The sequence below is a fragment of the Pseudomonas sp. B33.4 genome, assembly GCF_034555375.1.
In the GTDB taxonomy this organism is placed as follows: domain Bacteria; phylum Pseudomonadota; class Gammaproteobacteria; order Pseudomonadales; family Pseudomonadaceae; genus Aquipseudomonas.
On sequence record NZ_CP140706.1, the window covers coordinates 5,285,471 to 5,309,537 of the forward strand.

The window sequence follows — 24,067 nt, forward strand, 5'->3', positions numbered from 1 at the left end:
TCAACCCGCCTTCTGTTCGGTGGACGTGACATCGGCCAAGGTGTCCGGCGTACAGCGCAGGTCACCGATCATCAGCACGTTGTTTTCACTGCGATGACTGTCGGCATTGAGGCGGAACTGACACAGCAACTGATTGCCCTGGCGCACTTCCAGCGTCGGCGAACCGGCATTCATCTCCATCGAGAAGAAGCCGTCCACTTCGGTGACACCACGGCTGGCGTGATTGATCACGTGGTGCCCCTTGAGCGGCCGGCCCTGTTCGTCGACGAGACGACCGAGCACGGTCAGGGTTCTCATCACGCGGACCTTGCGGTACTCGACGCCGCCCTTGTTCAGGTGATACCGCGTGCGCGCCGGTTCGATGGTGGCTGCCGGGACACTCGTCCCTTCGAAGTCGAAACTCACCGAGCTGTTCCGGTACGCGGTGATGGGAATGAAGTTGCGTCCCGGCTTCAACGCCGCGCCGCTGCCGGTGTAGTCGTCGGCGCGCAAAACGATGTCTTCGATGTCCGACTCGACATCAACGATCAACCCGGCGCCACGTACTTCGCTCTGGCTGGTCATGAGCATTTCCTGCGCGCCGACCACCAGCGTGCTGTCAACGTTGAGGCCACCGGTGAAGTTGCCGTTGTAGGAGGAGCGCTGAATAAAACCGTCGCCATTGACCGCATCGGTACGGAAATGCGCCAGGCTGGACATGCCCAGGCCATAGGTGTCGGTCAACGCGGTGACGGATACACTTTGCAGTACGTGATCCTTGAGTTCCTTGCGCCAGCCGAGCGAAGCATTGTTGTCGCGCGCACCATCACGTGCCGTGCGTGAACCGATGCTGCCGGTGATCTGTTGACCGGGTGCGCCGAGCGCCAGGTTGACACTCAAGTCGACCCCGCGATTGCGCGCATCGCCACTGCTGAAACTGCCAGGCCTGTCGAAGACCGACAAACGCCAACTGGCATCGCTGCCCAACAACACAGTGCGCTGGGTCCAGCCAAGATCCACGCCCATGCCTTCGACGTTGCCTTCACTGTGCGAGACCCGCGCATTGACCGAACTCTTGCTGTTGACGCGATGATTGAGCGCCAGCGACGAATTGCTGGTCTGGCCGATAAACACATTGCGCGGGCGAACCCGTGTGCCGTCCGGCAAGGTGTCGTAGGTATTGGTGGTGTCGAGCCAGCTGCGGGTATGGCTGACCACAATGCTGCCAGAGCCATAGTTATAGAGGCTTTGCAGGTCAAGGCCGGTGCCATAGTCCTCGGTCTTGTAAACGTTGGCATACAGGCTGATGTGATTGGCCAGCGTCCAGTCGATGGACGTGCCGTATTGCAGCTTTTCACGGATATGCCGCGCTGACAGCCCGAGAATCACCCGCGGGTGTAACAGATAATTGAGCGATGCACCGGCCGTTGGGCTACCGCTGGACTGTGTATCCCAGTTGCTCAGCAGCTTGCTTTCTTCGCCGGCAAACACGTTGTAGCGCCAGCGTTCATCGAGGTTGCGCCAGTTGTTGGGCTTGTACACCAGCTCCTGAGTGGTGGACGTGATCTGGCCGTCCTCGATCAGCCGTACTTCCACCTCATAAATGCCACCGGGCAACGGGCGGGTATCGAGGGTCTGCAAACCGGCTGGCACCGATTGGGTATTGATCAACAGGCCATCGCGCCAGATCTCCACCGAGCCCTGGCGATTGGCGGTGACATAAATCGGATAAACGCTGGGCATCGCACTGTTGATGGCCAGGCTGTCGGAGCTGCCATACATCACGCCGACAGCGGTATCGGGGCTGGTGCCGAACGTGCGCGGCTGGCGCGTCAGTCCTTCGGAATTGGGGGTGAAATAGCCCAGACGGAAAAAACTGCCTTGCAGTTCGCGCTGGGTGTGCAACTCATGCACCGCATGATAAAGCTTGTCATCCGGACCGCCGAGACGGGCCATTTGCAAGTTGAGCGTCTGGCTCCAATTACCCAGACTCGAGGTGGCTTCGAGGCCGAAGCGTCCGCCGAGATCCTGGTCCTGGCCGCCATTGAGATTGAGCTGATTGCGCACCATCAAGCCATGACTGCCGCCGTCGGGCTGATCGTAGTAACGCTTGGCCTCGACATCGCGCTCGGCGTTTTCGGTGACGATCGAGACCAGCGAGCTCTCCAGGTTGTAGTGCACCGCCAGAAACTGGTCCGGGCAAGAACCGCTGCAAGCACCCAGCGCTGCGCCGGGTTTAAGAAAGCTCGCCCACTTTTCGCGTTCGGCGGGACCAAAACGGTTTTCGCTGGTGTCGGTGAATTCGAGCAGGGTGATGCGATCGTCGCGGGACAACACCACCATGGCCTCACCCAGCGGTTGCTGGTCGACTTCGACCCGTACCGCCAGAGGCACATCAAAGAAATGCTCTTCGAAATCTGCCGGTAAACCTTTGGCCTGCGCCAGCAGACTGCGTGGTGTAGTACCGGCGGAGTTGGACGCCACGGCTGCGCTGGCACAAAACAACAGCGCAAGCGCAGCCGCGATGGGTGTCATCGGGAACATGAACTCGTACTCTGATTTACAAACAAGGAAAGTCCGCCGGGGCAGGCACTGCTGCCTGCCCCGTCGGTCAGCGCGACGTGTAAAAGTGCACGCTTAGTGCCCGATCACTGTGATCAGTTGGTCGCAACCGGTGGCACGGCATCAAAGATCATCGCCACGGAACCGGTGTAATCGCCAGGCTGGAAGTTGCTGCCACGTGCGGTGATTTTCAGCGGTGCGCGGTAGTTGACGTCGGACTCGGACTCACCCACCACCATTTGCGGGGTGAGAGTCAGTTCCTTGTTGTTGAGCAGGACTTGCAGGTCGATCGAAGTATTACCCGCGACCAGTTTCGGCTGACTTTCGAGGCTGGCGTGTACCGAACCGTTGTTGTTGCGCACGTCGAAGAAACCATTGACATCACGCATCTTGCCAGTGGTTGGCTGGTAGCTCATGTCCTGGTCCTTGTTGACAAGATCCGGATCGGTCGGCACCACATAGAAACCGTTGGTCGGCACATGAGCGACAAGGCTGATCGAGTGCGACGCTTCTCCCGCGGCGAATGCGCCAGTGGAACCCAGTGCCAGAAGAGCCAGTGGAGCGGCGATTGCGAATTTCTTGAACATCGTTATGTACCTGTTTTCTTGATAGGGGGATGAGCATTGAAAGTTCAAGAAAATACCTGCCCGAGTCGCTGCCCGAGTTGAACCAGGTGAACTTGAACTTTCAATGCCGGAGCATCATCGACTGTTAACTCTGGAAAGTAAGCAGGCAACTTCCGACAACTTCGTAGTTAAACAACCTCATGACCCGCAAGAAAAAAGAACAAAAAAACGATATCCGAAACAGTAACTGTAAGTTATGCCCTACAAACAGTTTAAGTTAAAAAACCATACAGTAACTTCACCCCGAGAGCACGGTAACTTGCAGTTATTTAGAACATATACTCTACAGCAAATAGAGCGATGACTTTAACTTCCAGGTTATCCCTTGCAAAACCCGTCTGAAAAATCATCGCTTGCATTCGAGGGATCGCTGCCGCTCGTCAGCCCAGGTCATCGCGCCGGGAAAAACGTCTTGCGCAAGGCTAAAGATATATCTTAAGTTGTATCTAAACACGACGAGAGAAGACAGAAATGAGAGACCATCATTCCCCCCACCGCGAACACGGCGATGGCCGTGACGGCTTCGAGAAGCGCCCCGGACGCGAGCGCGGCGGCCGTGGCCCCCGAGTGTTCGCCCCCGGTGACCTGAAATTGCTGTTGCTGGCGCTGGTCGCCGAACAGCCGTGCCACGGCTACGACCTGATCCGCCAGATCGAAGGCATGTTCGACGGCGCCTACAGCCCCAGCCCCGGGGTGATCTACCCGACCCTGACCTTTCTTGAAGAGAGCGAGCTGATCACTGGCGACGCCGAGGGCGGTAAAAAACGCTACAGCGTCACCGAGGCCGGTCGTTTGTCGTTAAGCGAACAAGCCGTGGCACTGGACGGTGTACGCATGCGCATCGACGTCAGCAAACGTTCGCTGCGTGGCCATGATCGGCCGCCGGAAATCCACGAAGCGGTACACAACCTGCGCCATGCCCTGCAAATGCACCATGGCCGCTGGAGCGCCGACGAAATCCTGCGCGTGCGTGACCTGCTCAACGACACCGCCAAAGCCATCGTCGACGGCCCTGCCGTTCAACCTGCCCCGGAGAAAGCCGAATGACTGCAGTCGATACCCAAACCATTCACCGCGTGATGCACGAAATCAAACGCCGCAAGCTCGAAGTGCTGCGCGTGGTCGACCTGACCCCACGCATGCGCCGCATCACCCTCGGCGGGCCGGAGCTGGCCGGGTTTATCAGCTTGGGCACGGACGATCACGTCAAACTGTTGTTCCCGCAGAACGCCGAACAGGTGGCCGCGCTGGAGACCATGGTGCTCGGCGCCGGCAAGGACGACGGGCCGAAGCCAGAGATGCGCGACTACACCCCGCGCCGTTATGACCTCGATGCGCTGGAGCTGGACATCGATTTTGTTCTGCACGGCGACGGCCCTGCGTCGACCTGGGCTGAGCAAGCCAAACCGGGGCAATTCCTGCACATCGGCGGCCCGCGCGGTTCGATGATCGTGCCGGACATTTTCGACAGCTACCTGCTGATTGGCGACGAAACCGCCCTGCCCGCCATCGCCCGTCGCCTCGAAGGCCTGGCGGCCAATCGCAAGGCGCTGGTCGTGATTGAGGTGGAAAACGGCGCCGAGCAGCAAGTGCTGGAAAGCCCGGCGCAGGTCAATGTGATCTGGGTGTTGCGCGAAGGGGGCCGGGACAACCTGCTGACCACCGTGAAGCAGTTGCAGGTGCCCAAGGGCAGTCTGTATGCGTGGGTGGCGACCGAAACGAAAGTTTCACGGCAGATTCGCCGGGTGCTGATCGATGAGCACGGGCTGGATGAGCAACTGATCAAAGCCGTCGGCTACTGGCGCGCCGAAGGCACTCCCGAAGAGGAATGAGAACCCTGTGGGAGCGAGCCTGCTCGCGAATGCGTCAGCACCTTCAACATCCATGGTGACTGACACACCGCTTTCGCGAGCAGGCTCGCTCCCACATGAACTTTAACTTCGTACTGGCCGCCAGCGATCCAGACCGATGACGATCAAGCCAATCACCACAAACCCCAGCAATATCCCCCCGGCATTGAGCAGCACCTGTGGATAACCCAACACCGCCACATCAATGAACGGATACGCATACGCGCCGAGCCAATGCCCGCGCAGCAAGGCATAGATGAAATACACCAGCGGATAAATCAGCCACACTGGCAGATGCCACCAGCGCAACGTGCCTTTCGGAACGCATCCCCACCAATAGCCAAGAAACAACAATGGCATCACGTCGTGCAGCAACTCGTCAGCGATAAATTGCCAACCCTGCGGATGCCACAAATGCCGCAGCAAAAGGCTGTAGGCCAGACCGACCACGACAATGCTCACAGCAATCCCACTGCTCACCCACGGCTGTAAAAACCAGCGACGTGCAGCGGACTCACGCTCGGTCACTGCACACGTCAGCACCGTCGCCACCAGCGTATTCGTCCATATCGTGAAGTAACTGAAAAAACTCACCAACCCGCCCAACAGGCTGGCGCCGACACTCAAGCGCGCGAAGAAAATCAGGTACAGCTGAATACCCAACCCTGCCCAGCCCAATATGGCTGCGCAGGTGATCAGGCGGCGGCGCCAACAACCGGCGTCCATGTCAGAGCGGTCGCTTGGTGCGCATCAACTTCACGTACAGACGCTCGACCTTCTCCCGCGCCCACGGGGTTTTGCGCAGGAACGTCAGGCTCGACTTGATGCTCGGATCGCTCTTGAAGCAGCGAATATCGATGCGCTCGGCCAGCCCCGACCATTCGTAATGGCTCACCAGTGCATTGAGGATCTGTTCGAGGGTGACGCCGTGCAGTGGATCGGGGGTTTGTTCGTTCATGCCAGGCCTTTGGGCGAAGTGAAAATGCAGAAGCCGCGCACCTTAGCCGAGGGGCTGGTCGGGTGGAAGGCCTGACTTCAAATGTAGGCCAACCTGAAAAGATCGCAGGCCACGACCCGCCTCACAATGCGCCCGTTTGCCGCACTGTTACCGAATCCGAAATGCTGCATGTTCACAAAAGGCCTTTGTCTTTTTGTAACAGATCATTATCCTGCCGCCCTTCCGCTGAATCGCTTCACTGCCTGCGACTTATTGAAGCACTCAGCCCGCACCCCGAAAACACCAAAAAAAGACTTAGCCATGCCCGATTTTTCCTTCTCCCGAGACAGCGCTATCTCAACCCTGCGCATCCTTGGTGGCTGCACCGCCCTCGGCCTCGCTGCTTGCGCACAAGCGGCGCCCGCCTTCGACAGCGAATCACCGTACATGCTCGGTGACTGGAACGGCACGCGCACCGAACTCTCGGAAAAAGGCTACGACTTCAAGCTCGATTACACCGGCGAAATGGGCAGCAACCTGCACGGCGGCTACGACCACGACCGCACTGCGCGTTACAGCGATCAGTTCGGCTTGGGCACGCATCTGGACCTGGAAAAGATCCTTGGCTGGGACGACGCCGAGTTTCAACTGACCATCACCAAACGCAGCGGCAACAACATCAGCAACGACCGCATCAATGACCCGCGCGTGGGTGGCTTCACCTCGGCGCAGGAAGTCTGGGGCCGTGGCCAGACCACGCGTCTGACGCAGATGTGGTACCAGCAGAAATTCTTCGATCAGACACTCGACATCAAAGTCGGCCGTTTCGGCGAAGGCGAAGACTTCAACAGCTTCCCGTGCGACTTCCAGAACCTCGCGTTCTGCGGCTCGCAGGTCGGCAACTGGGTCGGCGGCATCTGGTACAACTGGCCGGTCAGCCAATGGGCGCTGCGCGTCAAATATCACCTGACTCCTGAGCTGTACGCACAGGTCGGCGCGTACGAGCAGAACCCTTCGAACCTTGATCGCGGCAATGGCTTCAAACTCAGCGGCAGCGGCACCCAGGGCGCAATCCTGCCGATCGAACTGGTGTGGACGCCGAAACTCAACGGCCTGCCGGGTGAATATCGCGCCGGTTACTACTACAGCAACGCCAAGGCCAGCGACGTCTATAAAGACAGCCACGGCCAACCGGCCGCCCTCAGCGGCGAAGCCTACCGCAGCGCGTCGAGCAAGCACGGTGTGTGGCTGGGCATTCAGCAGCAGATCACCAGCATGGCCAGCGACAACTCGCGCGGTCTGAGCGTGTTCGCCAACGGCACCATGCACGACAAGAAAACCAACGCGATCGACAACTACGTGCAGGCCGGCATCACCTACAAAGGCCCGTTCGACGCGCGCGCCAAGGATGACATCGGTTTCGCCCTCGCCCGCGTGCACGTCAACCCGGCCTTCCGCAAAAACGCCGAAGCGAGCAATCAGGCCAACGCGGTTTACGACTATGACGATCCGTCCTTTTTGCCGCCGCAGGACACCGAATACAGCGCCGAGCTGTATTACGGCGTGCATGTAACGAACTGGCTGACCGTACGCCCCAACCTGCAATACATCCGCCACCCCGGTGGCGTGAACAACGTCGACGACGCCCTGATCGGCGGGATCAAGATCCAGTCCTCGTTCTAAAAAATTACTGAGATCCAATGTGGGAGCGAGCCTGCTCGCGAAAGCAATTTCAACTTCACCAAAGAAGTCGTCTGACACACCGCTTTCGCGAGCAGGCTCGCTCCCACATGAAATTCGTTAGCCAGACAAGTTTTTATCTGAACCATGCCTGTGCCAAATCGTCATCTAAAGTGACTACAGCGCGGGACTACATAAAACGTCACGGAGAATCACACTATGAGCACCGAAAGTGCTTCGAGTCGGGGCCGTTTGCTACCGAGCCTGCTCGGCATTCTGCTTCTACTGATGGGCCTGGCCATGTTGGCCGGTGGGGTCAAGCTGAGCATGCTTGGCGGCTCGCTGTACTACCTGCTGGCCGGTATTGGCATTGCGCTGAGCGGCATCCTGCTGCTGATGCGCCGTCGCGCAGCGCTGGGCCTGTACGCCATCGTTCTGTTCGCCAGCACCGTTTGGGCGCTGTGGGAAGTCGGTCTGGACTGGTGGCAACTGGTGCCACGTCTGGCCCTGTGGTTTGTCCTCGGCTTCGTGATGCTGCTGCCGTGGTTCCGTCGTCCACTGCTGCTTGACGGCCCGGCGCCGATGGGCACTCGCGGCCTGACCGTGGCCGTGGTGCTGGCCGGCCTCACTGCGCTGATCAGCCTGTTCACCCATCCGGGCGAAACCTTCGGCGAACTGGGTCGCGACACCGCAGACACCACCAGCACCGCACCAGCGATGCCGGATGGCGACTGGCAGGCCTATGGCCGCACCGAATTCGGTGACCGTTACTCGCCGCTGAAGCAGATCACCCCGGCCAACGTCGGCAAGCTGCAAGAAGCCTGGCGCATCCAGACCGGCGACCTGCCAACGGCGGATGACCCGGTCGAGCTGACCAACGAAAACACTCCGCTGAAAGCCAACGGCATGATCTACGCCTGCACCGCGCACAGCAAAGTGTTGGCCCTGGATCCGGACACCGGCAAAGAACTGTGGCGCTTCGACCCGCAGATCAAGAGCCCGGTCGGCTTCAAAGGCTTCGCGCACATGACCTGCCGTGGCGTGTCGTACTACGACGAAGCCGCTTACGCGAAAACTGAAAACGCAGCCTCGGCGGTGATTTCCGAAGCTGGCAAAGCCGTTGCTCAGGCCTGCCCGCGTCGTCTGTACCTGCCAACCGCTGATGCCCGTCTGATCGCTCTGAACGCCGACACCGGCAAGATCTGCGAAGGCTTCGGCAACAAAGGCGTGGTTGACCTGACCCAAGGCATCGGCCCGTTCACCGCTGGTGGTTACTACTCCACCTCGCCAGCGGCGATTACCCGTGATCTGGTGATCATGGGCGGTCACGTCACCGACAACGAATCGACCAACGAGCCATCGGGCGTGATTCGCGCTTTCGACGTGCGCGACGGCCACCTCGTATGGAACTGGGACAGCGACAAGCCAGACGCCACCGAGCCTTTGGCTCCGGGCGAAACCTACAGCCGCAACTCGGCCAACATGTGGTCGCTGGCCAGCGTCGACGAAAAACTCGGCATGGTCTACCTGCCACTGGGCAACCAGACCCCAGACCAGTGGGGCGCTGACCGCACCCCGGGCGCCGAGAAATTCAGCGCCGGCGTCGTAGCCCTCGACCTGGCCACCGGTAAAGTGCGCTGGAACTACCAGTTCACCCACCACGACCTGTGGGACATGGACGTTGGCAGCCAGCCAACCCTGCTCGACATGAAAACCGCCGACGGCGTGAAACCGGCGCTGATCGCTCCGACCAAACAGGGCAGCCTGTACGTCCTCGACCGTCGTGACGGCACGCCGATCATCCCGATCAAGGAAATCCCGGTACCGCAGGGCGCCGTGAAAGGCGACCACACCGCACCGACCCAGGCCCGTTCGGACCTCAACCTGCTGGCCCCGGAACTCACCGAAAAAGCCATGTGGGGCGCGAGCCCGTTCGACCAGATGCTGTGCCGCATCCAGTTCAAAGAACTGCGTTATGAAGGCCAGTACACCCCGCCGTCGGAACAGGGCAGCCTGATCTACCCGGGTAACGTCGGCGTGTTCAACTGGGGCGGCGTCTCGGTCGATCCGGTTCGCCAAATGCTGTTCACCAGCCCGAACTACATGGCCTTCGTTTCGAAAATGGTGCCACGCGAGCAAGTCGCCGCCGGCAGCAAACGCGAAAGCGAAACCGCTGGCGTGCAACCGAACACTGGCGCGCCATACGCCGTGATCATGCACCCGTTCATGTCGCCACTCGGCGTACCGTGCCAGGCCCCGGCCTGGGGCTACGTTGCCGGTATCGACCTGACCACCGGCAAAGTCGTGTGGAAACGCAAAAACGGCACCAGCCGCGACAGCTCGCCAATCCCGATCGGCTTCACCTTGGGCGTGCCGAGCATGGGCGGCTCGATGGTCACGGCTGGCGGCGTCGGCTTCCTCAGCGGCACCCTCGACCAGTACCTGCGCGCGTACGACGTGAACAGCGGTAAAGAGCTGTGGAAATCGCGTCTGCCGGCAGGTGGCCAAGCGACTCCGATGACCTACACCGGCAAGGACGGCAAGCAATACGTTCTGTTGGTTGTAGGTGGTCACGGTTCGCTGGGCACCAAGATGGGTGACTATGTGATTGCGTACAAACTGCCGGAATAAGATTTAGCGGCGGTAAATGAAAAGGCGATGTCTCGTGAGGGACATCGCCTTTTTTGTGCACGCAACTTCTGAGTCCACCAAAGAAACCTGTGGGAGCTGGCTTGCCAGCGATAGCGGTGGGTCAGTCAGCAAATAGGCCGGCTGATAGACCGCAATCGCTGGCAAGCCAGCTCCCACAGTTTGATCAGCGTGGGTTGTAGGAATTTCGCTCGTCCTACAGACGCCGCTAATTGCGCGGAGTTTTCCGACAAGTCGCGTCGGTTGTGCCTCGGAAATCGGCTGGATAGGCTCGGGGGGTCGCTGCAAATTCAGCGAACGGGCGTCGCGGCCCGAGCAGTTCATTCGATTTGATGCATAATCGCCGGCCCAAACTGGAGCGCTCAGGTGCTTGTTGTCTGGTTTGATGGTGGCTGTGCGCGGGATACCTTCGGGTATGCCGAGATTGCCGAATGGCTCGGTCCGCGAACCCGCGTACAGCTGCCACCCTCCGTCGCGTCGCGGTGATTGAGAGTGATAGCCCCACTTATCATTCGGAGTTTCACTATGAAAAAGCCAACACCCAATCCGCCAGAAACCGACGACACCTCACCCTACGAATCCCCTGATTCCAAGAAATTCCATGAAGCCGCCGAACGCGCCCTCGACCACTACCTCAAGCCCAATGCCTTAACCCTGCGCTTCCACAAACCCAGCACCATGTTCCAGGTCGCCCCCGAGCAGGACAGCGAAAGCCTTCTGGTACACGCCTGCGAATCCCTGGCCCAGGCCAGCCTCATGACCAGCGACATCGCCGCCTACATCGACCTGCCGCAACGGCGCACGATTCTGGCGATTCAGCAAATCATCATGCTCGCCGAACTGGCCGTGAATCGCGTGCTGGACAACCACGAAATATCCCAACCTCCGCCACACAGCTAAAAGCCCTCACCCTAGCCCTCTCCCGGAGGGAGAGGGGACTGATCGAGGTGTCTGGGGGAGGTACGCCGACGTGCAATACCGAGTTGAACTCAGATTCTGAATCAGATCAAAAGCCCCTCACCCTAGCCCTCTCCCGGAGAGAGAGGGGACTGATCGAGGTGTTTGGGGGAGGTACGCCGACGTGCAATACCGAGTTGAACTCAGATTCTGAATCAGATCAAAAGCCCCTCACCCTAGCCCTCTCCCGGAGAGAGAGGGGACTGATCGAGGTGTTTGGGGGAGGTACGCCGACGTGCAATACCGAGTTGAACGCAAATTTTGAGAGGCCCACCAATCGGCTCCCTCTCCCTCGGGAGAGGGCTGGGGTGAGGGGAAAATCCACCACAAATCCAAAGCCGAACACCCGCTCTTCACCACTCAATAGGCCGAGTGTCAGCTCGCCTGCTTTTGATCTTGATCCACGAGCGACGTCGGAAGGCTGAGTGGAGGGATTGATCCGGGGGTGGGAGCGCAGCGACCGTTTGGCGCAGCCAAACACATCGAGAGGAGGTGCAGCGAAGCAAACCGTAGGCGATGCCCCCCGGATCGATCCCGGAGCGAAGGAACCCCGAGCCCCAGCGAGCGGGCCGCACGTAGGAGCAAGCGTTTTTTTGCTTACTTTTTTGAGGCGTTTGTCAAAAAAGTGAGTCGCCGTCAGGGCGAAACCCTAAGCAGCCGTTACCGCAGCAACGGATATACACACCAACCCCAAAGAACATGGTCGGCCCAAAGGCCGCCAACCCCAAAGCGTGACGCCTGTCAAAACCCTGAACACACAAGCAGAAACATCCCCCGCCATTGAAACCACCAACAGCCTGCCCCATCTAAGACCCATACCCCATTGCGCAGGTGCCCCATGAGCGACCAGCAAGAATTCCCGGAAAACCCCGACGACTACAGCGAAGCCGAACACATCGAACACACCTCCAGCGGCAAAGGCCTCGCCCTGCCCGGCCAGAACCTGCCGGACAAGGTCTACATCATCCCGATCCACAACCGCCCGTTCTTCCCAGCCCAGGTCCTGCCGGTCATTGTCAACGAAGAACCGTGGGCCGAAACCCTCGAACTGGTCAGCAAATCCGAACACCACTCCCTGGCCCTGTTCTTCATGGACACGCCCCAGGAAGACCCGCGCCACTTCGACACCGGCGCCCTGCCGCAATACGGCACCCTGGTCAAAGTCCACCACGCCAGCCGCGAAAACGGCAAACTGCAATTCGTCGCCCAAGGCCTGAGCCGCGTGCGCATCAAAACCTGGCTGAAACACCACCGCCCACCGTATCTGGTCGAAGTCGAATACCCGCACCAGCCCACCGAGCCGACCGACGAGGTCAAGGCCTACGGCATGGCGCTGATCAACGCGATCAAAGAACTGCTGCCGCTCAACCCGCTGTACAGCGAAGAGCTGAAAAACTACCTCAACCGCTTCAGCCCCAACGACCCGTCGCCGCTGACCGACTTCGCCGCCGCCCTGACCTCCGCCACCGGCCCCGAGCTGCAAGGCGTGCTCGACTGCGTGCCGATGCTCAAGCGAATGGAAAAAGTCCTGCCGATGCTGCGCAAGGAAGTCGAAGTCGCGCGCCTGCAAAAAGAGATATCGGCGGAAGTTAACCGCAAGATCGGCGAGCATCAGCGCGAGTTCTTCCTCAAGGAACAACTCAAGGTCATCCAGCAGGAACTCGGCCTGACCAAAGACGACCGCAGCGCCGACCTCGAACAGTTCGAACAACGCCTCGAAGGCAAAGTCCTCCCCGCGCAGGTGCAGAAACGCCTCGAAGAGGAGATGAACAAACTGTCGATCCTCGAGACCGGCTCGCCGGAATACGCGGTGACCCGCAACTACCTCGACTGGGCGACCTCGGTGCCGTGGGGCGTCTACGGCGAGGACAAACTCGACCTCAAGCACGCGCGCAAAATCCTCGACAAACACCACGCCGGCCTCGATGACATCAAGGATCGCATCCTCGAATTCCTCGCCGTTGGTGCTTATAAAGGTGAGATCAGCGGTTCCATCGTGCTGCTGGTCGGCCCGCCGGGCGTGGGTAAAACCAGCGTTGGCAAATCCATCGCCGAATCCCTCGGCCGGCCGTTCTACCGTTTCAGCCTCGGCGGCATGCGCGACGAAGCCGAGATCAAGGGCCATCGCCGCACTTATATCGGCGCACAGCCGGGCAAACTGGTGCAGGCGTTGAAAGATGTCGAAGTGATGAACCCGGTGATCATGCTCGACGAGATCGACAAGATGGGCCAGAGCTACCAGGGCGACCCGGCCTCGGCACTGCTGGAAACCCTCGACCCGGAGCAGAACGTCGAATTCCTCGACCACTACCTCGACCTGCGCATGGACCTGTCGAAAGTCCTGTTCGTCTGCACCGCCAACACCCTCGATTCGATTCCGGGGCCGTTGCTCGACCGCATGGAAGTGATTCGCCTGTCGGGCTACATCACCGAAGAGAAAGTCGCCATCGCCAAGCGTCACCTGTGGCCGAAACTGCTGGAAAAGGCCGGCGTGTCCAAGGGCAGCCTGAGCATCAGCGACAGCGCGCTCAAAGCCTTGATCGACGGTTACGCCCGTGAAGCCGGCGTGCGCCAGCTCGAGAAGCAAATGGGCAAACTGGTGCGCAAAGCGGTGATGAAACTCATCGACGAGCCGAAAGCGGTGATCAAACTCGGGCCGAAAGACCTCGAAGCGTCACTCGGCCATCCGGTATTCCGCAACGAACAAGTGCTGTCCGGCACTGGCGTGATTACCGGCCTGGCCTGGACCAGCATGGGCGGCGCAACCTTGCCGATTGAAGCGACGCGGATCCACACGCTCAATCGTGGCTTCAAACTCACCGGGCAACTGGGCGATGTAATGAAGGAATCGGCGGAGATCGCCTACAGCTATGTCAGCTCGCACCTGAAACAATTCGGCGGTGACGCGAAGTTCTTCGACGAAGCCTTCGTCCACCTGCACGTACCCGAAGGTGCAACGCCGAAAGACGGCCCGAGCGCCGGCGTAACCATGGCCAGCGCCCTGCTCTCGCTTGCGCGTAATCAGCCGCCGAAAAAAGGTGTGGCGATGACTGGTGAACTGACCCTGACCGGGCATGTACTGCCGATTGGCGGCGTGCGCGAGAAGGTGATTGCGGCGCGGCGGCAGAAGATTTTCGAATTGATTTTGCCGGAACCGAACCGGGGTAACTTTGAGGAACTGCCGGATTATCTGAAGGAAGGTATAACCGTGCATTTCGCCAAGCGGTTTGCCGATGTGGCGAAGGTACTGTTCTGACCGGTAGCCGGTAGCCCCTCACCCCAGCCCTCTCCCCCAGGAGAGGGAGCCAACCGAGCGGTCTTGCGCTATGCGCCGACCTGAAACACCGGGTCGATTATGGATTCGCTGACGCACGCTCAGGTCGGCGTACCTCGCCAATATCCCCCGATCAGTCCCCTCTCCCTCTGGGAGAGGGCTAGGGTGAGGGCTTGGCGTTGTCACACTTTGTCTCATCTTCAGTTATGCTCGCCGTTCGTCGTGAACGCCCGGAGCCGCTGACCTTATGTCCCCCACTCGCCTGTTTCTCCCCTTCGCCCTCTCGTTGCTGGCCGCTTGCGCCACGCAACCGAAACACAACGTGACCGTGGAAAAACAAAGCGAATGCCCCGTACGGCTCACCAACGGGCAAAACCTCATCATCATGCTGCCAAGCAACCCGACCACGGGTTATCGCTGGGCCATTCAGGATTCCGCCGGTGGCGTGCTGCGCGCGCTCAGCCCCGAGGTCTACAGCAATCCGGAAGATGCTGGTGTCGTTGGTGCTGCGGGTCTGTCGACCTGGCGCTTCCAGGCTTTTGCCCCCGGCACAGGGCGTCTGCGCCTGACCTCGCAGCAGCCGTGGGCACCAGAAGTGTTGCCGGTGGAAACCTTTGACTGCGCCATTTCGGTGAACTGATCGTGGGCTGGCTGATTCTGGCGCTGATGGGCGCGGTGACATTTCTCTACGGTGTCAGCACGCATGCAGCGTTGCTGTGTCTGTTGGTCAAACCGTTGCCGGTGCTGGCGCTGCTCGGCTGGCTGCACGATGCACCGCCCAGCGACTACCGGCGCTGGATCAGCCTCGGCCTGATTTTCTCGCTGCTCGGTGATGTGTTGCTGGCGTGGCCGGGGGATTTGTTTGTATTCGGTCTTGGCGCGTTTCTGGTCGCGCATCTGGCGTACCTGAAGGCTTATCTGAGTGACTGCAAGCGTCTGGCGATATTGCCGCTGGTACTTGCCCTCGCAGTCGGTGCGGTGCTGCTGGGGCTTCTGATTTCCAGTGGGCTCGGGCCGTTGCTGGTGCCGGTGATTGTTTACGGCACGGCGATCAGCGCGATGCTTTGGCGCGCCCTTGCCCGCCTCGGTACAGATGTGCCGAAACGCTCGGCACTGTTGGCGGCGGGCGGTGCGCTGGCGTTTGTGTTCTCTGACAGCGTGATCGGCGTTGATCGCTTTGTATCGCCATTCCACGCCGCGCCATACATCATCATCCTCAGCTACTGGCTGGGCCAGTGGGGCATTGCGGCCTCCGCGTTCTCCCAAAGCAAACGCGCTAGCCTTTAAAAGATCGCAGCCTGCGGCAGCTCCTACAGAAAACCGCATTCCCATGTAGGCGCTGCCGAGAGCTGCGATCTTTTGATTTGCCGCTTTATCAGACAACCCAAGCATCCCGCCGCCACTTTGGCTAAAATGCCGGCCTTTTCCCCCGACACCGCCGGAACCGCCGTGAGCAAAGAACCCGATCGTATTTTCGCCAAGCCTTTGGCCCAGGTGCCTGACTTCGCCTTCAATGAAGACGTGGTGCGGGTGTTCCCGGACATGATCAAGCGCTCGGTGCCGGGTTACCCGACCATCGTCGAAAACCTCGGCGTGCTCGCGGCGCAGTTCGCCCAGCCGAACAGCGTGCTCTACGACCTCGGTTCATCGCTGGGCGCGGTCACTCAAGCCCTGCGCCGTCATGTGCGCACGGACGGTTGCCGGGTTATCGCGGTGGATAACTCGGCGGCGATGGTCGAACGCTGCCGCGAGTACCTCAACGGTCAGGACTCGATGTTCCAGGAGTTGCTGCCGGTGGAAGTGATCGAAGGCGACATCCTCGCCCTCGATTTCCAGCCTGCTTCGGTGGTGGCGCTGAACTTCACGCTGCAATTCATCGCCCCGGATCAACGCACTGCGCTGCTCTCGCGCATTCGCCAATCGTTGCTGCCGGGCGGCGCGTTGATTCTGTCGGAGAAGCTGCGCTTCAACGATGCCGAAGAACATGCGTTGCTCACCGATCTGCACGTCGCCTTCAAACGCGCCAACGGCTACAGCGAACTGGAAATCGCCCAGAAGCGCAGCGCCATCGAAAACGTCATGAAGCCCGACAGCCTCGAAGAACACCGCGATCGTCTGTTGGCCGCCGGGTTCTCGAAAGTCGTGCCGTGGTTCCAGTGTCTTAACTTTGCCTCGTTGATTGCCTTGCCATGATTGATCTGTCCCCCCTCGCCCGCCGTCTGGCCGGTACACCGCTGGCCGAATGGGCCAACACCCTGCAAGCGCAACTCGACAAGAAAATGGAGAAAGGTCACGGCGACCTGGAGCGCTGGCAAAGTGCGCTGGATGCCTTGCCGAAGATTCAGCCGAGCGAAATCGATCTGCTCAACGGTTTGAAACTCGACACCGATTGCGACGATGAAACCCGCGCGCAGATGCACACCGCATTGATGGGCCTGTCGCCGTGGCGCAAAGGGCCGTTCGATTTGTTTGGTGTGCACGTCGACACCGAATGGCGTTCGGACTGGAAGTGGTCACGGGTTGCACCGCATCTGGATCTGAAAGGCAAACGCATCCTCGATGTCGGCTGCGGCAACGGTTACTACATGTGGCGCATGCTCGGTGCCGGTGCGGACAGCGTGATTGGTGTTGACCCAAACTGGCTGTTCTTCTGCCAGTTCCAGGCCGTGCAACGCTATCTGTCAGAGCCAAATGCCTGGCACCTGCCCTTCCCGTTCGAAGACCTGCCGCCGAATCTGGAAGGATTCGACACCGTGTTTTCGATGGGCGTGTTTTATCACCGTCGTTCGCCGATCGAGCATTTGCTGGCGCTGAAAGATTGCCTGGTCAAGGGCGGCGAGCTGGTGCTGGAAACGCTGGTGGTCGAAGGCGACAAGCATCAGGTGCTGGTGCCGGAAGATCGTTATGCGCAAATGCGTAACGTGTGGTTCCTGCCGTCGGTGCCGGCGCTGGAGTTGTGGTTGCGTCGTGCGGGGTTCACCGACATTCGTTGCGTGGATGTCAGCACGACAACGGTTGAAGAGCAGCGTGGTACGGAGTGGATGAAGTATCAGTCGTTGAGTGATTTCCTTGATCCGGAAGATCACAGCAAAACGATTGAAGGATTGCCAGCACCGATGCGTGCGGTGATTGTCGCGAAGAAGTAATCCAACCTCTCAAACACCGCGCTGAGCCCACCCCTCACCCCAGCCCTCTCCCCAAGGAGAGGGAGCCGACTTTTGGGCTTTTCAATAGCTGGGCTCAACTCGATATCCTGGTCGCCATATTTCTACCAATCACCTCGGTCAGTCCCCTGTACCTCTGGGAGAGGGAGCTGATCGTTGAGCTTTTCAAAACTTGAGTTCGACTCGGTATCTCAGGTCGACGGACTTGGCCCATCCAGCTCGGTCAGTCCCCTCTCCCCCCGGGAGAGGGTTAGGGTGAGGGGCTTTTGGCTCTTCGGGCGCGGAAGAACTCGGTCAACACCGCGCCACATTCCTCCGCCAGCACCCCGCCTTCATACAACACCCGGTGATTCAAAAAGCCCTGGGTGAAAAACTGCCCCTGACTCTGCACAATCCCCGCCTTCGGCTCCAGCGCGCCGTACACCACCCGCGCCACCCGCGAATGCACGATCAAACCGGCGCACATGCTGCACGGTTCCAGCGTCACATACAGGGTGCTTCCCGGCAGCCGATAGTTATCCACCGCTTGCGCGGCCGCGCGGATAGCGACCATCTCCGCATGGGCACTCGGGTCACTGGCGCTGATCGGGCAGTTGAAACCGCGCCCGATGATCTCACCGTCCTGCACCAGCACCGCACCCACCGGCACTTCACCCAGCGCAGCACCTTGCGCGGCAAGGGCCAGGGCTTCGCGCATGAAATCACGGTCACGGCTGCGGTCAACGATCGCCGCAGGGCGAATCTGGCGCATCACTTCACCTCGATGGCGGCCATCAGGCCGGTTTCCATGTGGTCGATCACGTGGCAGTGGAACATCCACACACCGGGATTATCGGCCACCAACGCCACTTGCGCGCGCTCGTTCTTGCCCAACAAATAAGTGTCGGTGAAGTACGGAATAATCTTGTGCCGATTCGACGCGATCACCTTGAAACTCATGCCGTGCAGGTGGATCGGGTGCTGATACTGGGTCATGTTCTTCAATTCGAAGATGTAGCTCTGCCCCAGTTTCAGACTGGCAATCGGTCGATCAGCACAGGTCTTGTCAGTGATGTCCCAAGCCTTGCCGTTGATCTGCCAGAGGCTCGGCGGCCTGCCGTTGTCGACATTGACCGACACCGAACCGACCCATTCGAAATTGAAGTTGAGTTTCTCGGCTTTGGCCAGGTCCGGCTCTGCTACCGGGTTGGCCGGCAGCGCTTTCGGCCAGTCAGTCGGCGCATCGTTATTGGCCACCGAACGCAGCGTGCCCAGACGCACCGGGCCGTTACGCAGCGACAACTCTTCACCCGCTGCCGGCGCCTTGATTGCCAGGCAAATGCGCATGCCCGGGCCGAGCCAGTATTCCTTGCCCAGTGGGCGCGGCTCGACCGGGTTGCCGTCCAGCGCATAAATCTTCGCTTCAACGCCGGGAATGTTGATGCGGTAAGTCAGCGTGTTGTCGAGGTTGAGCAAACGCACCCGGGTGATCTGCCCGGCCGGCAGTTCGATCACCGGGGTCGGCACACCGTTGATTGTCGACAAACGCCCCGCCGTGCCGCCACGCGCCGCTTCACGGGGAATGCTGAACTCGACGAAATTGCCTTCGTCATCAATGTGCCAATTCTTTAGGCTCAGGGTCTTTTCGTACTTGAAACCAGTGGGCTCGCGCTCTTCGATGATCAGCGGCCCGACCAGCCCCCGCCCGAGTTCTTCGCTGCTGCTGACGTGTGGGTGATACCAGTAGCTGCCGGCATCCGGTACGCGGAACTTGTAATCGAAGTACTCGCCCGGCAACACCGGCAGTTGCGACACGTACGGCACGCCGTCCATTTCCAGCGGCAGACGAATGCCGTGCCAGTGAATGGTCGTCGCCACCGGCAGATGGTTGATGAAGCGCACCCGCAGCCATTCACCCTGACGCACGCGCAACTCGGTGCCCGGCGCCGACGGGCCGAATGCCCAAGCCTCGGTCTTGTGCCCCGGCACCAGCTCCACGTCCAGTGGCGCGGCGATCAGCTCGTAATCGTGCCCAGCCTCAGCGTCAGCCATTTTCCCGAGCCAATAACGCGACGCGCCCCCCGCTCCGACACCAACGACAACAAGACCGGCCAGGCCACCGAGGATTTGGCGACGGGTAAAGGACATGAACTCAACTACCTCACGTATCAGCGACAGACCCCTGAAGGCCCGTAAAAGGCGAATACGATACACCTGCGGTTGAGAAACAGTAAGGGCGACCTGAGGCCGCACGCCACTGATCGGCTTACGGTCGCAGCCCGGTAATCAAATGCACCACACCACCCTCCAAGGGCATGACGCCCGCAATACCAGCGGCGCTCAACGCCTGTTGATCCATGCTCGACACATCACGCAAAACAACCCGCACCCGCGTCAGCGCTAGCGGTTGCTGCGATTGAAGATTATCCACTCCGCCCAGCGCCGCAACGATAGCGGCGCTCAACTCGCCAGTCGGCTCGGCCGGTGCTTTCGGTGTGTCCGCGACCAGATCCGGTGTCAGGGCTTTCCAGAATGCCTTCTGCAATTGATCGAACATGTTCAGTTCTCCAGAACCCGTAAAGTATCGACGGTGGCCTCGTGATACAGCTGCAACGCCTCGCGCACCTGCCCGGCGCTTTCCAGGCCGAGTACCTGTTGCGCGATGATCTGACAATCCGCCAGCGCAAGCTCGCGCACCGTTGCCTTGACTGGTGCAATCATCGGCACGCTCACCGACAACTCATCCACACCCAACCCCAGCAACAGCGGCACCGCCAGACGCTCGGAAGCCATCGCCCCGCACACACCGACCCATTTGCCATGGGCGTGCGCGGCCTTCACGGTCATGGCGATCAGGCGCAAGACCGATGGATGAAAACTGTCCGCCTGACTGGCCAGGCGCGGGTGATCGCGATCCATGGCCAAGGTGTATTGCGTCAGGTCATTGGTGCCGATCGAGAAGAAATCCACCAGCGGCGCGAACAGATCCGCCATCAGTGCTGCGGCCGGTACTTCGATCATGATCCCCAGTTTCGGCCGCTGCGTTAGCCCCAGCGCGTGGATTTCCTCGTCGAGTATCTGCCGCGCCTGACGCAGCTCCGACAGTTGTGTGACCATCGGCAACATGATGTGCAAACGCGTCAGATCGCAGCAGCCGAGCATGGCGCGGAACTGCTCGCGCAATAACTGCGGGCGCTCCAGACACAAGCGAATGCCGCGTACACCCAGGAACGGGTTGGTTTCGCGGTCCATGGGCACATAGGCCAGCGGTTTGTCGCCGCCAACATCGAGGGTACGCACCACCAGATTGTGGGCAGATCCGACGCAGCGAGCGATCGCACTGTAAGTGCCGACCTGTTCGTCATGGCTCGGCGCATGATTGCGCCCCAGATAGAGAAATTCCGAACGCAGCAGGCCAACGCCCGCGCCCCCCGAAGCCATGGCCTGCTCGGTTTCAGGCAAGGATGCGACGTTGGCCGACACCTCCACATGGTGTCCGTCACGGGTCCTGGCGGCGAGCGTTGCATTGGCCAGCTCATGCTCATGGCGTTGACGCTGCTGCGCGTGGCGAGCGTGCCACTGTTTGATCGCCGTGGGGTCCGGATGCACATGCAGTTCGCCCTTGTCGGCATCAAGCAGCACCTGAGTGCCGTTGCTCAACGCCAACATTTGCACCGGCACCCCGCAGATCGACGGCAGGCCACAGGCGCGGGCGAGAATCGCCACGTGACTGGTCGCACCGCCGCCGACCGTGGCAAAGCCCAACACTTTGCTGGTATCGATCCGGGCAGTTTGCGATGGGGTCAGTTGATCGGCGATCAGAATGCACGCTTGCGGCAGCTCCAGCGCCTGCTCGCCAACACCCAACAGCAGCTTGAGCACACGACGCCCGACATCGGTCAGATCCGCCGCCCGTTCGGCCAGTAACGCGCTGCCCAGTTGCCGAAACATGGCCGCCGTCTCGTCCGTGGCTGCGCGCCAGGCGAACGCCGCACTTTTGCCCGCGCTGATCAGTGCCTGAGCCTGATCGAGCAGACCCGGATCTTCGAGCAGTTCCTGATGCGCCTTGAAGATCTCGGCTTCGGCCTCGCCAGCGGCGGTGTCACGCAAATGCTGCAGGGCCAGATCCGCTTCGATCAGCGCATTGGCAAAGGCCTCGCGCTCGACGTCTGCTCCGCCGCCGAACTCGCTGACGTCGAAGACCGGTTCGCTGATCTGCACCACTTGGCCCAACGCCGAACCGGGTGAAGCGCAGACCCCACGCAGAAGTGTCAGCGTTTCAGTGGCGACAATTTCGGCAGGCGCTACCGCCGTCACCGCTTCGCCACAGCCCTCGGCCAGCATGCGGGTCAGTGTATCGATTGCAGCGTCTGCATCTTCGCCGACCGCGCTGACCTGCACGTTGTCACCAAAAGCGGTCTGCAACGCCATGATTGCCACCAGGGATTTGGCGTTGGCCTGGGCCTGTTGCTTGTGCAGGCAGATGTTTGCGCTAAACCCCTTTGCTGCTTGCGCGAACACCGCAGCCGGACGCGCGTGCAGACCATTGGGGTTGGGCAGTTTCAACGTTTACGAAAACACCACCTGCCCCTCGGTCGTGACTGGCGCCTCGCTGATGGCCTGCACTGCGCCGAGCTCAAGCAGCGGCTGCCCGCTTTCGACCCGTCCGCTCGGCGCGCCAAGCCAGGTAAACGGCTCACCACTGACGACCAACATCAGGGTCATCAGACTGCGCGCATGGCGGGCAATGTAATCGGCATCGAACTCGATCAGCGCCTGTCCGGCTGCAACCCGCTGCCCCTCTTCGACCAGAGAAGTGAAGCCTTGTCCGGCGAGGTTCACCGTATCGAGGCCAATATGCATCAACACCTGAACGCCATGGTCATCGGTGATGCTCACGGCATGGCCGCTGGCCTGCACGTTGCTGATGATCCCGGCCAGCGGTGCGCACAGGGTCGATGAGGTCGGATCGATGCACAGACCGTCACCGATCACGCGCCCGGAAAATACCGGATCGGGCACCTCGTCCAGCGCCATCAGGACACCTGACAAGGGAGCCAGCAGTTGCAATTGTTGGGGTGTGGCCATGACGTCACCTGCAGTTTTATGCTTTGAAGTGCCGATGGAGCGCGATGCTCCATCAGCATCGCTTATTTCCACCAGTATTCGACCTGCAATCCGACATTCGCACCGTGACGGGCATTACCGAAGGCGCCGGTGTCGGACAACGCCGAACCTTTGGCCAGTTCATTGGCTGCACGCTTGGCGGCCTCGTTCCAGGTGGCATACGTGTAATACAGACGAACCTCGGGACGCGCCCAGAACTCCGGGCCCTTGGGCGACCAGGTCGGGGCAAAGGTGAACTTGCTCAGCTTGCGCGTGCCGCCCGGCGCTTCGACTTGGTCGTGGCCCAGTTCGGTCACCAGTTTGAAGTGTTCGCTGAGCGCGTAGGCAGGCCGGACACCCAAGGAAATCCAGTTCTGATTCGCCCCGTCCGGACGAATGTCTTTCTGATACACCGCCTCTATCTGACCGCCAAAGCGCGGGGTCACCTGCCAGTCGAAAAACTCGACGATCCGGTAACTTTTATTGCTGTCGTCCAGTTTGACGTTGCCGGTGTAGCCCAGCCCGGTGCCCGGCCCTTCACCGTATTGCAGCGCCAGTTTGTTCTTGCCGCCGAGAAAATCTTTTTGCACATGTTGCGTGGTGATCGCCCAGCCCTGGTGGGCATCGCGGCTGTCGGGTTTGTCGATATAACTCAAACCGAACTCCAGCTCACCGCCAAGGTTGGTCTTGAAACCAGCGACGTTGAAGTCGTGCCGATTGATGTAGTCCTTCTGGTACAGGTTGTCCTTGCGCGAGAAGGCGTAGCTGTATTTAAGGTCGCCGATCAATACGTCCTCGATCCCGCCCCCGGTGGCGCTCTGGTTCCAGTAGTAGAAGTCGGAAATATGGATGTCATTGCGCTTGTAGTAACGGCGCCCGGCCCACAGAGAACCGCCATTGAGCGCGGGCATTGCCGACCACTGTGCATAGGCTTGCGGCAAGCGTATCGAGCCATTGTCGTCTTTGAACGTGGGGCTGCGGTCGTAGCGGTTATACAGCGAGGCCATGCCATCCACGCTCAGGACCGAACCGTCATCGAGGGTGTACAGATCTTGGCGCAACTCCAGTTCACCGTACTGCTCGCATTCGTTACCCAAGCGGTATTTGGTTTGCGCACCGGGTAACTGGAAGCACGACTGACCGCTGCTATTGACCGACGTGCCGACACCGCTACGCAGGTAACCGCCGAACTCCAGCGCTTGTGAACCCGGCGGTAAAGCCAGGCAAAATCCTGCGACTGCAAGGCTGCGATTTATTGTTGTTTTCATAAGCCACCCCATTGTTTTTATTGTCTGGTTGCATGA

18 protein-coding genes and 1 pseudogene are annotated in these 24,067 nt (G+C 60.1%); 10 read left to right on the forward strand and 9 right to left on the reverse strand.

Annotation, left to right across the window (positions count from 1 at the left end; genetic code table 11):
• Positions 1-2,523, reverse strand: coding sequence for a CS1-pili formation C-terminal domain-containing protein (locus tag U6037_RS23250; protein ID WP_322844674.1), 2,523 nt, complete (start codon positions 2,521-2,523; stop codon positions 1-3).
• Between the two features lie 113 nt (positions 2,524-2,636).
• Positions 2,637-3,128, reverse strand: coding sequence for a CS1 type fimbrial major subunit (locus tag U6037_RS23255; protein ID WP_322844675.1), 492 nt, complete (start codon positions 3,126-3,128; stop codon positions 2,637-2,639).
• 510 nt (positions 3,129-3,638) lie between these two features.
• Here U6037_RS23255 and U6037_RS23260 point away from each other — a divergent pair.
• Together U6037_RS23260 and U6037_RS23265 are read left to right on the forward strand one after the other, a co-directional pair.
• A complete protein-coding gene (locus U6037_RS23260; RefSeq protein WP_322844676.1) occupies positions 3,639-4,214 on the forward strand; it encodes a PadR family transcriptional regulator in 576 nt (191 codons plus the stop codon).
• Positions 4,211-4,999, forward strand: a complete 789-nt coding sequence (locus U6037_RS23265) for a siderophore-interacting protein (protein WP_322844677.1) — start codon at positions 4,211-4,213, stop codon at positions 4,997-4,999. Before U6037_RS23260 ends, U6037_RS23265 begins: the two co-directional genes overlap by 4 nt.
• Positions 5,000-5,101: 102 nt before the next feature.
• Here the strand turns inward: U6037_RS23265 and U6037_RS23270 are convergent, their stop codons facing one another.
• Together U6037_RS23270 and U6037_RS23275 are read right to left on the reverse strand one after the other, a co-directional pair.
• Complete coding sequence (locus U6037_RS23270; protein ID WP_322844678.1) at positions 5,102-5,743, reverse strand: Pr6Pr family membrane protein; 642 nt, start codon at positions 5,741-5,743, stop codon at positions 5,102-5,104.
• A 1-nt stretch (position 5,744) separates the two neighbouring features.
• Positions 5,745-5,975: a VF530 family DNA-binding protein gene (locus tag U6037_RS23275; RefSeq protein ID WP_007916799.1), complete on the reverse strand. Its 231-nt coding sequence runs from the start codon at positions 5,973-5,975 to the stop codon at positions 5,745-5,747.
• Between the two features lie 300 nt (positions 5,976-6,275).
• On the opposite strand from U6037_RS23275, the gene U6037_RS23280 reads away from it, so the two are divergent.
• From U6037_RS23280 to cmoB, 8 genes are all read left to right on the forward strand, one after another.
• Positions 6,276-7,637, forward strand: coding sequence for a carbohydrate porin (locus U6037_RS23280; protein ID WP_322844679.1), 1,362 nt, complete (start codon positions 6,276-6,278; stop codon positions 7,635-7,637).
• A gap of 216 nt (positions 7,638-7,853) precedes the next feature.
• Positions 7,854-10,265, forward strand: a complete 2,412-nt coding sequence (locus tag U6037_RS23285; protein ID WP_322844680.1) for a glucose/quinate/shikimate family membrane-bound PQQ-dependent dehydrogenase — start codon at positions 7,854-7,856, stop codon at positions 10,263-10,265.
• Between the two features lie 543 nt (positions 10,266-10,808).
• Positions 10,809-11,183, forward strand: a complete 375-nt coding sequence (locus U6037_RS23290; RefSeq protein ID WP_322844681.1) for a DUF6124 family protein — start codon at positions 10,809-10,811, stop codon at positions 11,181-11,183.
• Positions 11,184-12,078: 895 nt separating this feature from the next.
• A complete protein-coding gene (gene lon / locus U6037_RS23295) occupies positions 12,079-14,496 on the forward strand; it encodes an endopeptidase La (RefSeq protein WP_322844682.1) in 2,418 nt (805 codons plus the stop codon).
• A gap of 265 nt (positions 14,497-14,761) precedes the next feature.
• Positions 14,762-15,154 carry a protease inhibitor I42 family protein gene (locus U6037_RS23300; protein ID WP_322844683.1) on the forward strand — a complete coding sequence of 131 codons (393 nt, stop codon included), beginning with the start codon at positions 14,762-14,764 and terminating at the stop codon, positions 15,152-15,154.
• Between the two features lie 2 nt (positions 15,155-15,156).
• Positions 15,157-15,801, forward strand: a complete 645-nt coding sequence (locus U6037_RS23305) for a lysoplasmalogenase (protein ID WP_322844684.1) — start codon at positions 15,157-15,159, stop codon at positions 15,799-15,801.
• A gap of 126 nt (positions 15,802-15,927) precedes the next feature.
• On the forward strand, positions 15,928-16,707 hold the full coding sequence (cmoA, locus tag U6037_RS23310; protein ID WP_322844685.1) for a carboxy-S-adenosyl-L-methionine synthase CmoA: 780 nt from the start codon (positions 15,928-15,930) through the stop codon (positions 16,705-16,707).
• Positions 16,704-17,660 carry a tRNA 5-methoxyuridine(34)/uridine 5-oxyacetic acid(34) synthase CmoB gene (gene cmoB, locus U6037_RS23315; protein ID WP_322844686.1) on the forward strand — a complete coding sequence of 319 codons (957 nt, stop codon included), beginning with the start codon at positions 16,704-16,706 and terminating at the stop codon, positions 17,658-17,660. Before cmoA ends, cmoB begins: the two co-directional genes overlap by 4 nt.
• Before the next feature lie 268 nt (positions 17,661-17,928).
• On the opposite strand, the gene tadA is transcribed toward cmoB, so the two are convergent.
• The 5 genes and pseudogenes from tadA to U6037_RS23340 all read right to left on the reverse strand — a co-directional run bounded on the left by tadA (position 17,929) and on the right by U6037_RS23340 (position 24,031).
• On the reverse strand, positions 17,929-18,429 hold the full coding sequence (gene tadA, locus U6037_RS23320) for a tRNA adenosine(34) deaminase TadA (protein ID WP_322844687.1): 501 nt from the start codon (positions 18,427-18,429) through the stop codon (positions 17,929-17,931).
• Entirely contained in the window at positions 18,429-19,805 is a 1,377-nt protein-coding gene (locus U6037_RS23325; RefSeq protein WP_322844688.1) for a multicopper oxidase family protein, read from the reverse strand. Before U6037_RS23325 ends, tadA begins: the two co-directional genes overlap by 1 nt.
• A gap of 118 nt (positions 19,806-19,923) precedes the next feature.
• Complete coding sequence (locus tag U6037_RS23330; RefSeq protein ID WP_150775817.1) at positions 19,924-20,214, reverse strand: PTS transporter subunit EIIB; 291 nt, start codon at positions 20,212-20,214, stop codon at positions 19,924-19,926.
• 2 nt (positions 20,215-20,216) lie between these two features.
• Positions 20,217-22,745 (reverse strand): annotated as a pseudogene (ptsP, locus tag U6037_RS23335) (phosphoenolpyruvate--protein phosphotransferase).
• Between the two features lie 62 nt (positions 22,746-22,807).
• Positions 22,808-24,031 (reverse strand): carbohydrate porin, encoded by a 1,224-nt coding sequence (locus tag U6037_RS23340; RefSeq protein ID WP_322844689.1) that lies wholly within the window; start codon positions 24,029-24,031, stop codon positions 22,808-22,810.
• Positions 24,032-24,067 lie beyond the last annotated feature (36 nt).

What these genes read in the sequence shown, in the direction of transcription:
- U6037_RS23250 (WP_322844674.1), bottom strand. Translation starts at nt 2,523, where the DNA reads ATGTTCCCGATGACACCCATCGCGGCTGCGCTTGCGCTGTTGTTTTGT.
- U6037_RS23255 (WP_322844675.1), bottom strand. Translation starts at nt 3,128, where the DNA reads ATGTTCAAGAAATTCGCAATCGCCGCTCCACTGGCTCTTCTGGCACTG.
- U6037_RS23260 (WP_322844676.1), top strand. Translation starts at nt 3,639, where the DNA reads ATGAGAGACCATCATTCCCCCCACCGCGAACACGGCGATGGCCGTGAC.
- U6037_RS23265 (WP_322844677.1), top strand. Translation starts at nt 4,211, where the DNA reads ATGACTGCAGTCGATACCCAAACCATTCACCGCGTGATGCACGAAATC.
- U6037_RS23270 (WP_322844678.1), bottom strand. Translation starts at nt 5,743, where the DNA reads ATGGACGCCGGTTGTTGGCGCCGCCGCCTGATCACCTGCGCAGCCATA.
- U6037_RS23275 (WP_007916799.1), bottom strand. Translation starts at nt 5,975, where the DNA reads ATGAACGAACAAACCCCCGATCCACTGCACGGCGTCACCCTCGAACAG.
- U6037_RS23280 (WP_322844679.1), top strand. Translation starts at nt 6,276, where the DNA reads ATGCCCGATTTTTCCTTCTCCCGAGACAGCGCTATCTCAACCCTGCGC.
- U6037_RS23285 (WP_322844680.1), top strand. Translation starts at nt 7,854, where the DNA reads ATGAGCACCGAAAGTGCTTCGAGTCGGGGCCGTTTGCTACCGAGCCTG.
- U6037_RS23290 (WP_322844681.1), top strand. Translation starts at nt 10,809, where the DNA reads ATGAAAAAGCCAACACCCAATCCGCCAGAAACCGACGACACCTCACCC.
- lon (WP_322844682.1), top strand. Translation starts at nt 12,079, where the DNA reads ATGAGCGACCAGCAAGAATTCCCGGAAAACCCCGACGACTACAGCGAA.
- U6037_RS23300 (WP_322844683.1), top strand. Translation starts at nt 14,762, where the DNA reads ATGTCCCCCACTCGCCTGTTTCTCCCCTTCGCCCTCTCGTTGCTGGCC.
- cmoA (WP_322844685.1), top strand. Translation starts at nt 15,928, where the DNA reads ATGCCGGCCTTTTCCCCCGACACCGCCGGAACCGCCGTGAGCAAAGAA.
- cmoB (WP_322844686.1), top strand. Translation starts at nt 16,704, where the DNA reads ATGATTGATCTGTCCCCCCTCGCCCGCCGTCTGGCCGGTACACCGCTG.
- tadA (WP_322844687.1), bottom strand. Translation starts at nt 18,429, where the DNA reads ATGCGCCAGATTCGCCCTGCGGCGATCGTTGACCGCAGCCGTGACCGT.
- U6037_RS23325 (WP_322844688.1), bottom strand. Translation starts at nt 19,805, where the DNA reads ATGTCCTTTACCCGTCGCCAAATCCTCGGTGGCCTGGCCGGTCTTGTT.
- U6037_RS23330 (WP_150775817.1), bottom strand. Translation starts at nt 20,214, where the DNA reads ATGTTCGATCAATTGCAGAAGGCATTCTGGAAAGCCCTGACACCGGAT.
- U6037_RS23340 (WP_322844689.1), bottom strand. Translation starts at nt 24,031, where the DNA reads ATGAAAACAACAATAAATCGCAGCCTTGCAGTCGCAGGATTTTGCCTG.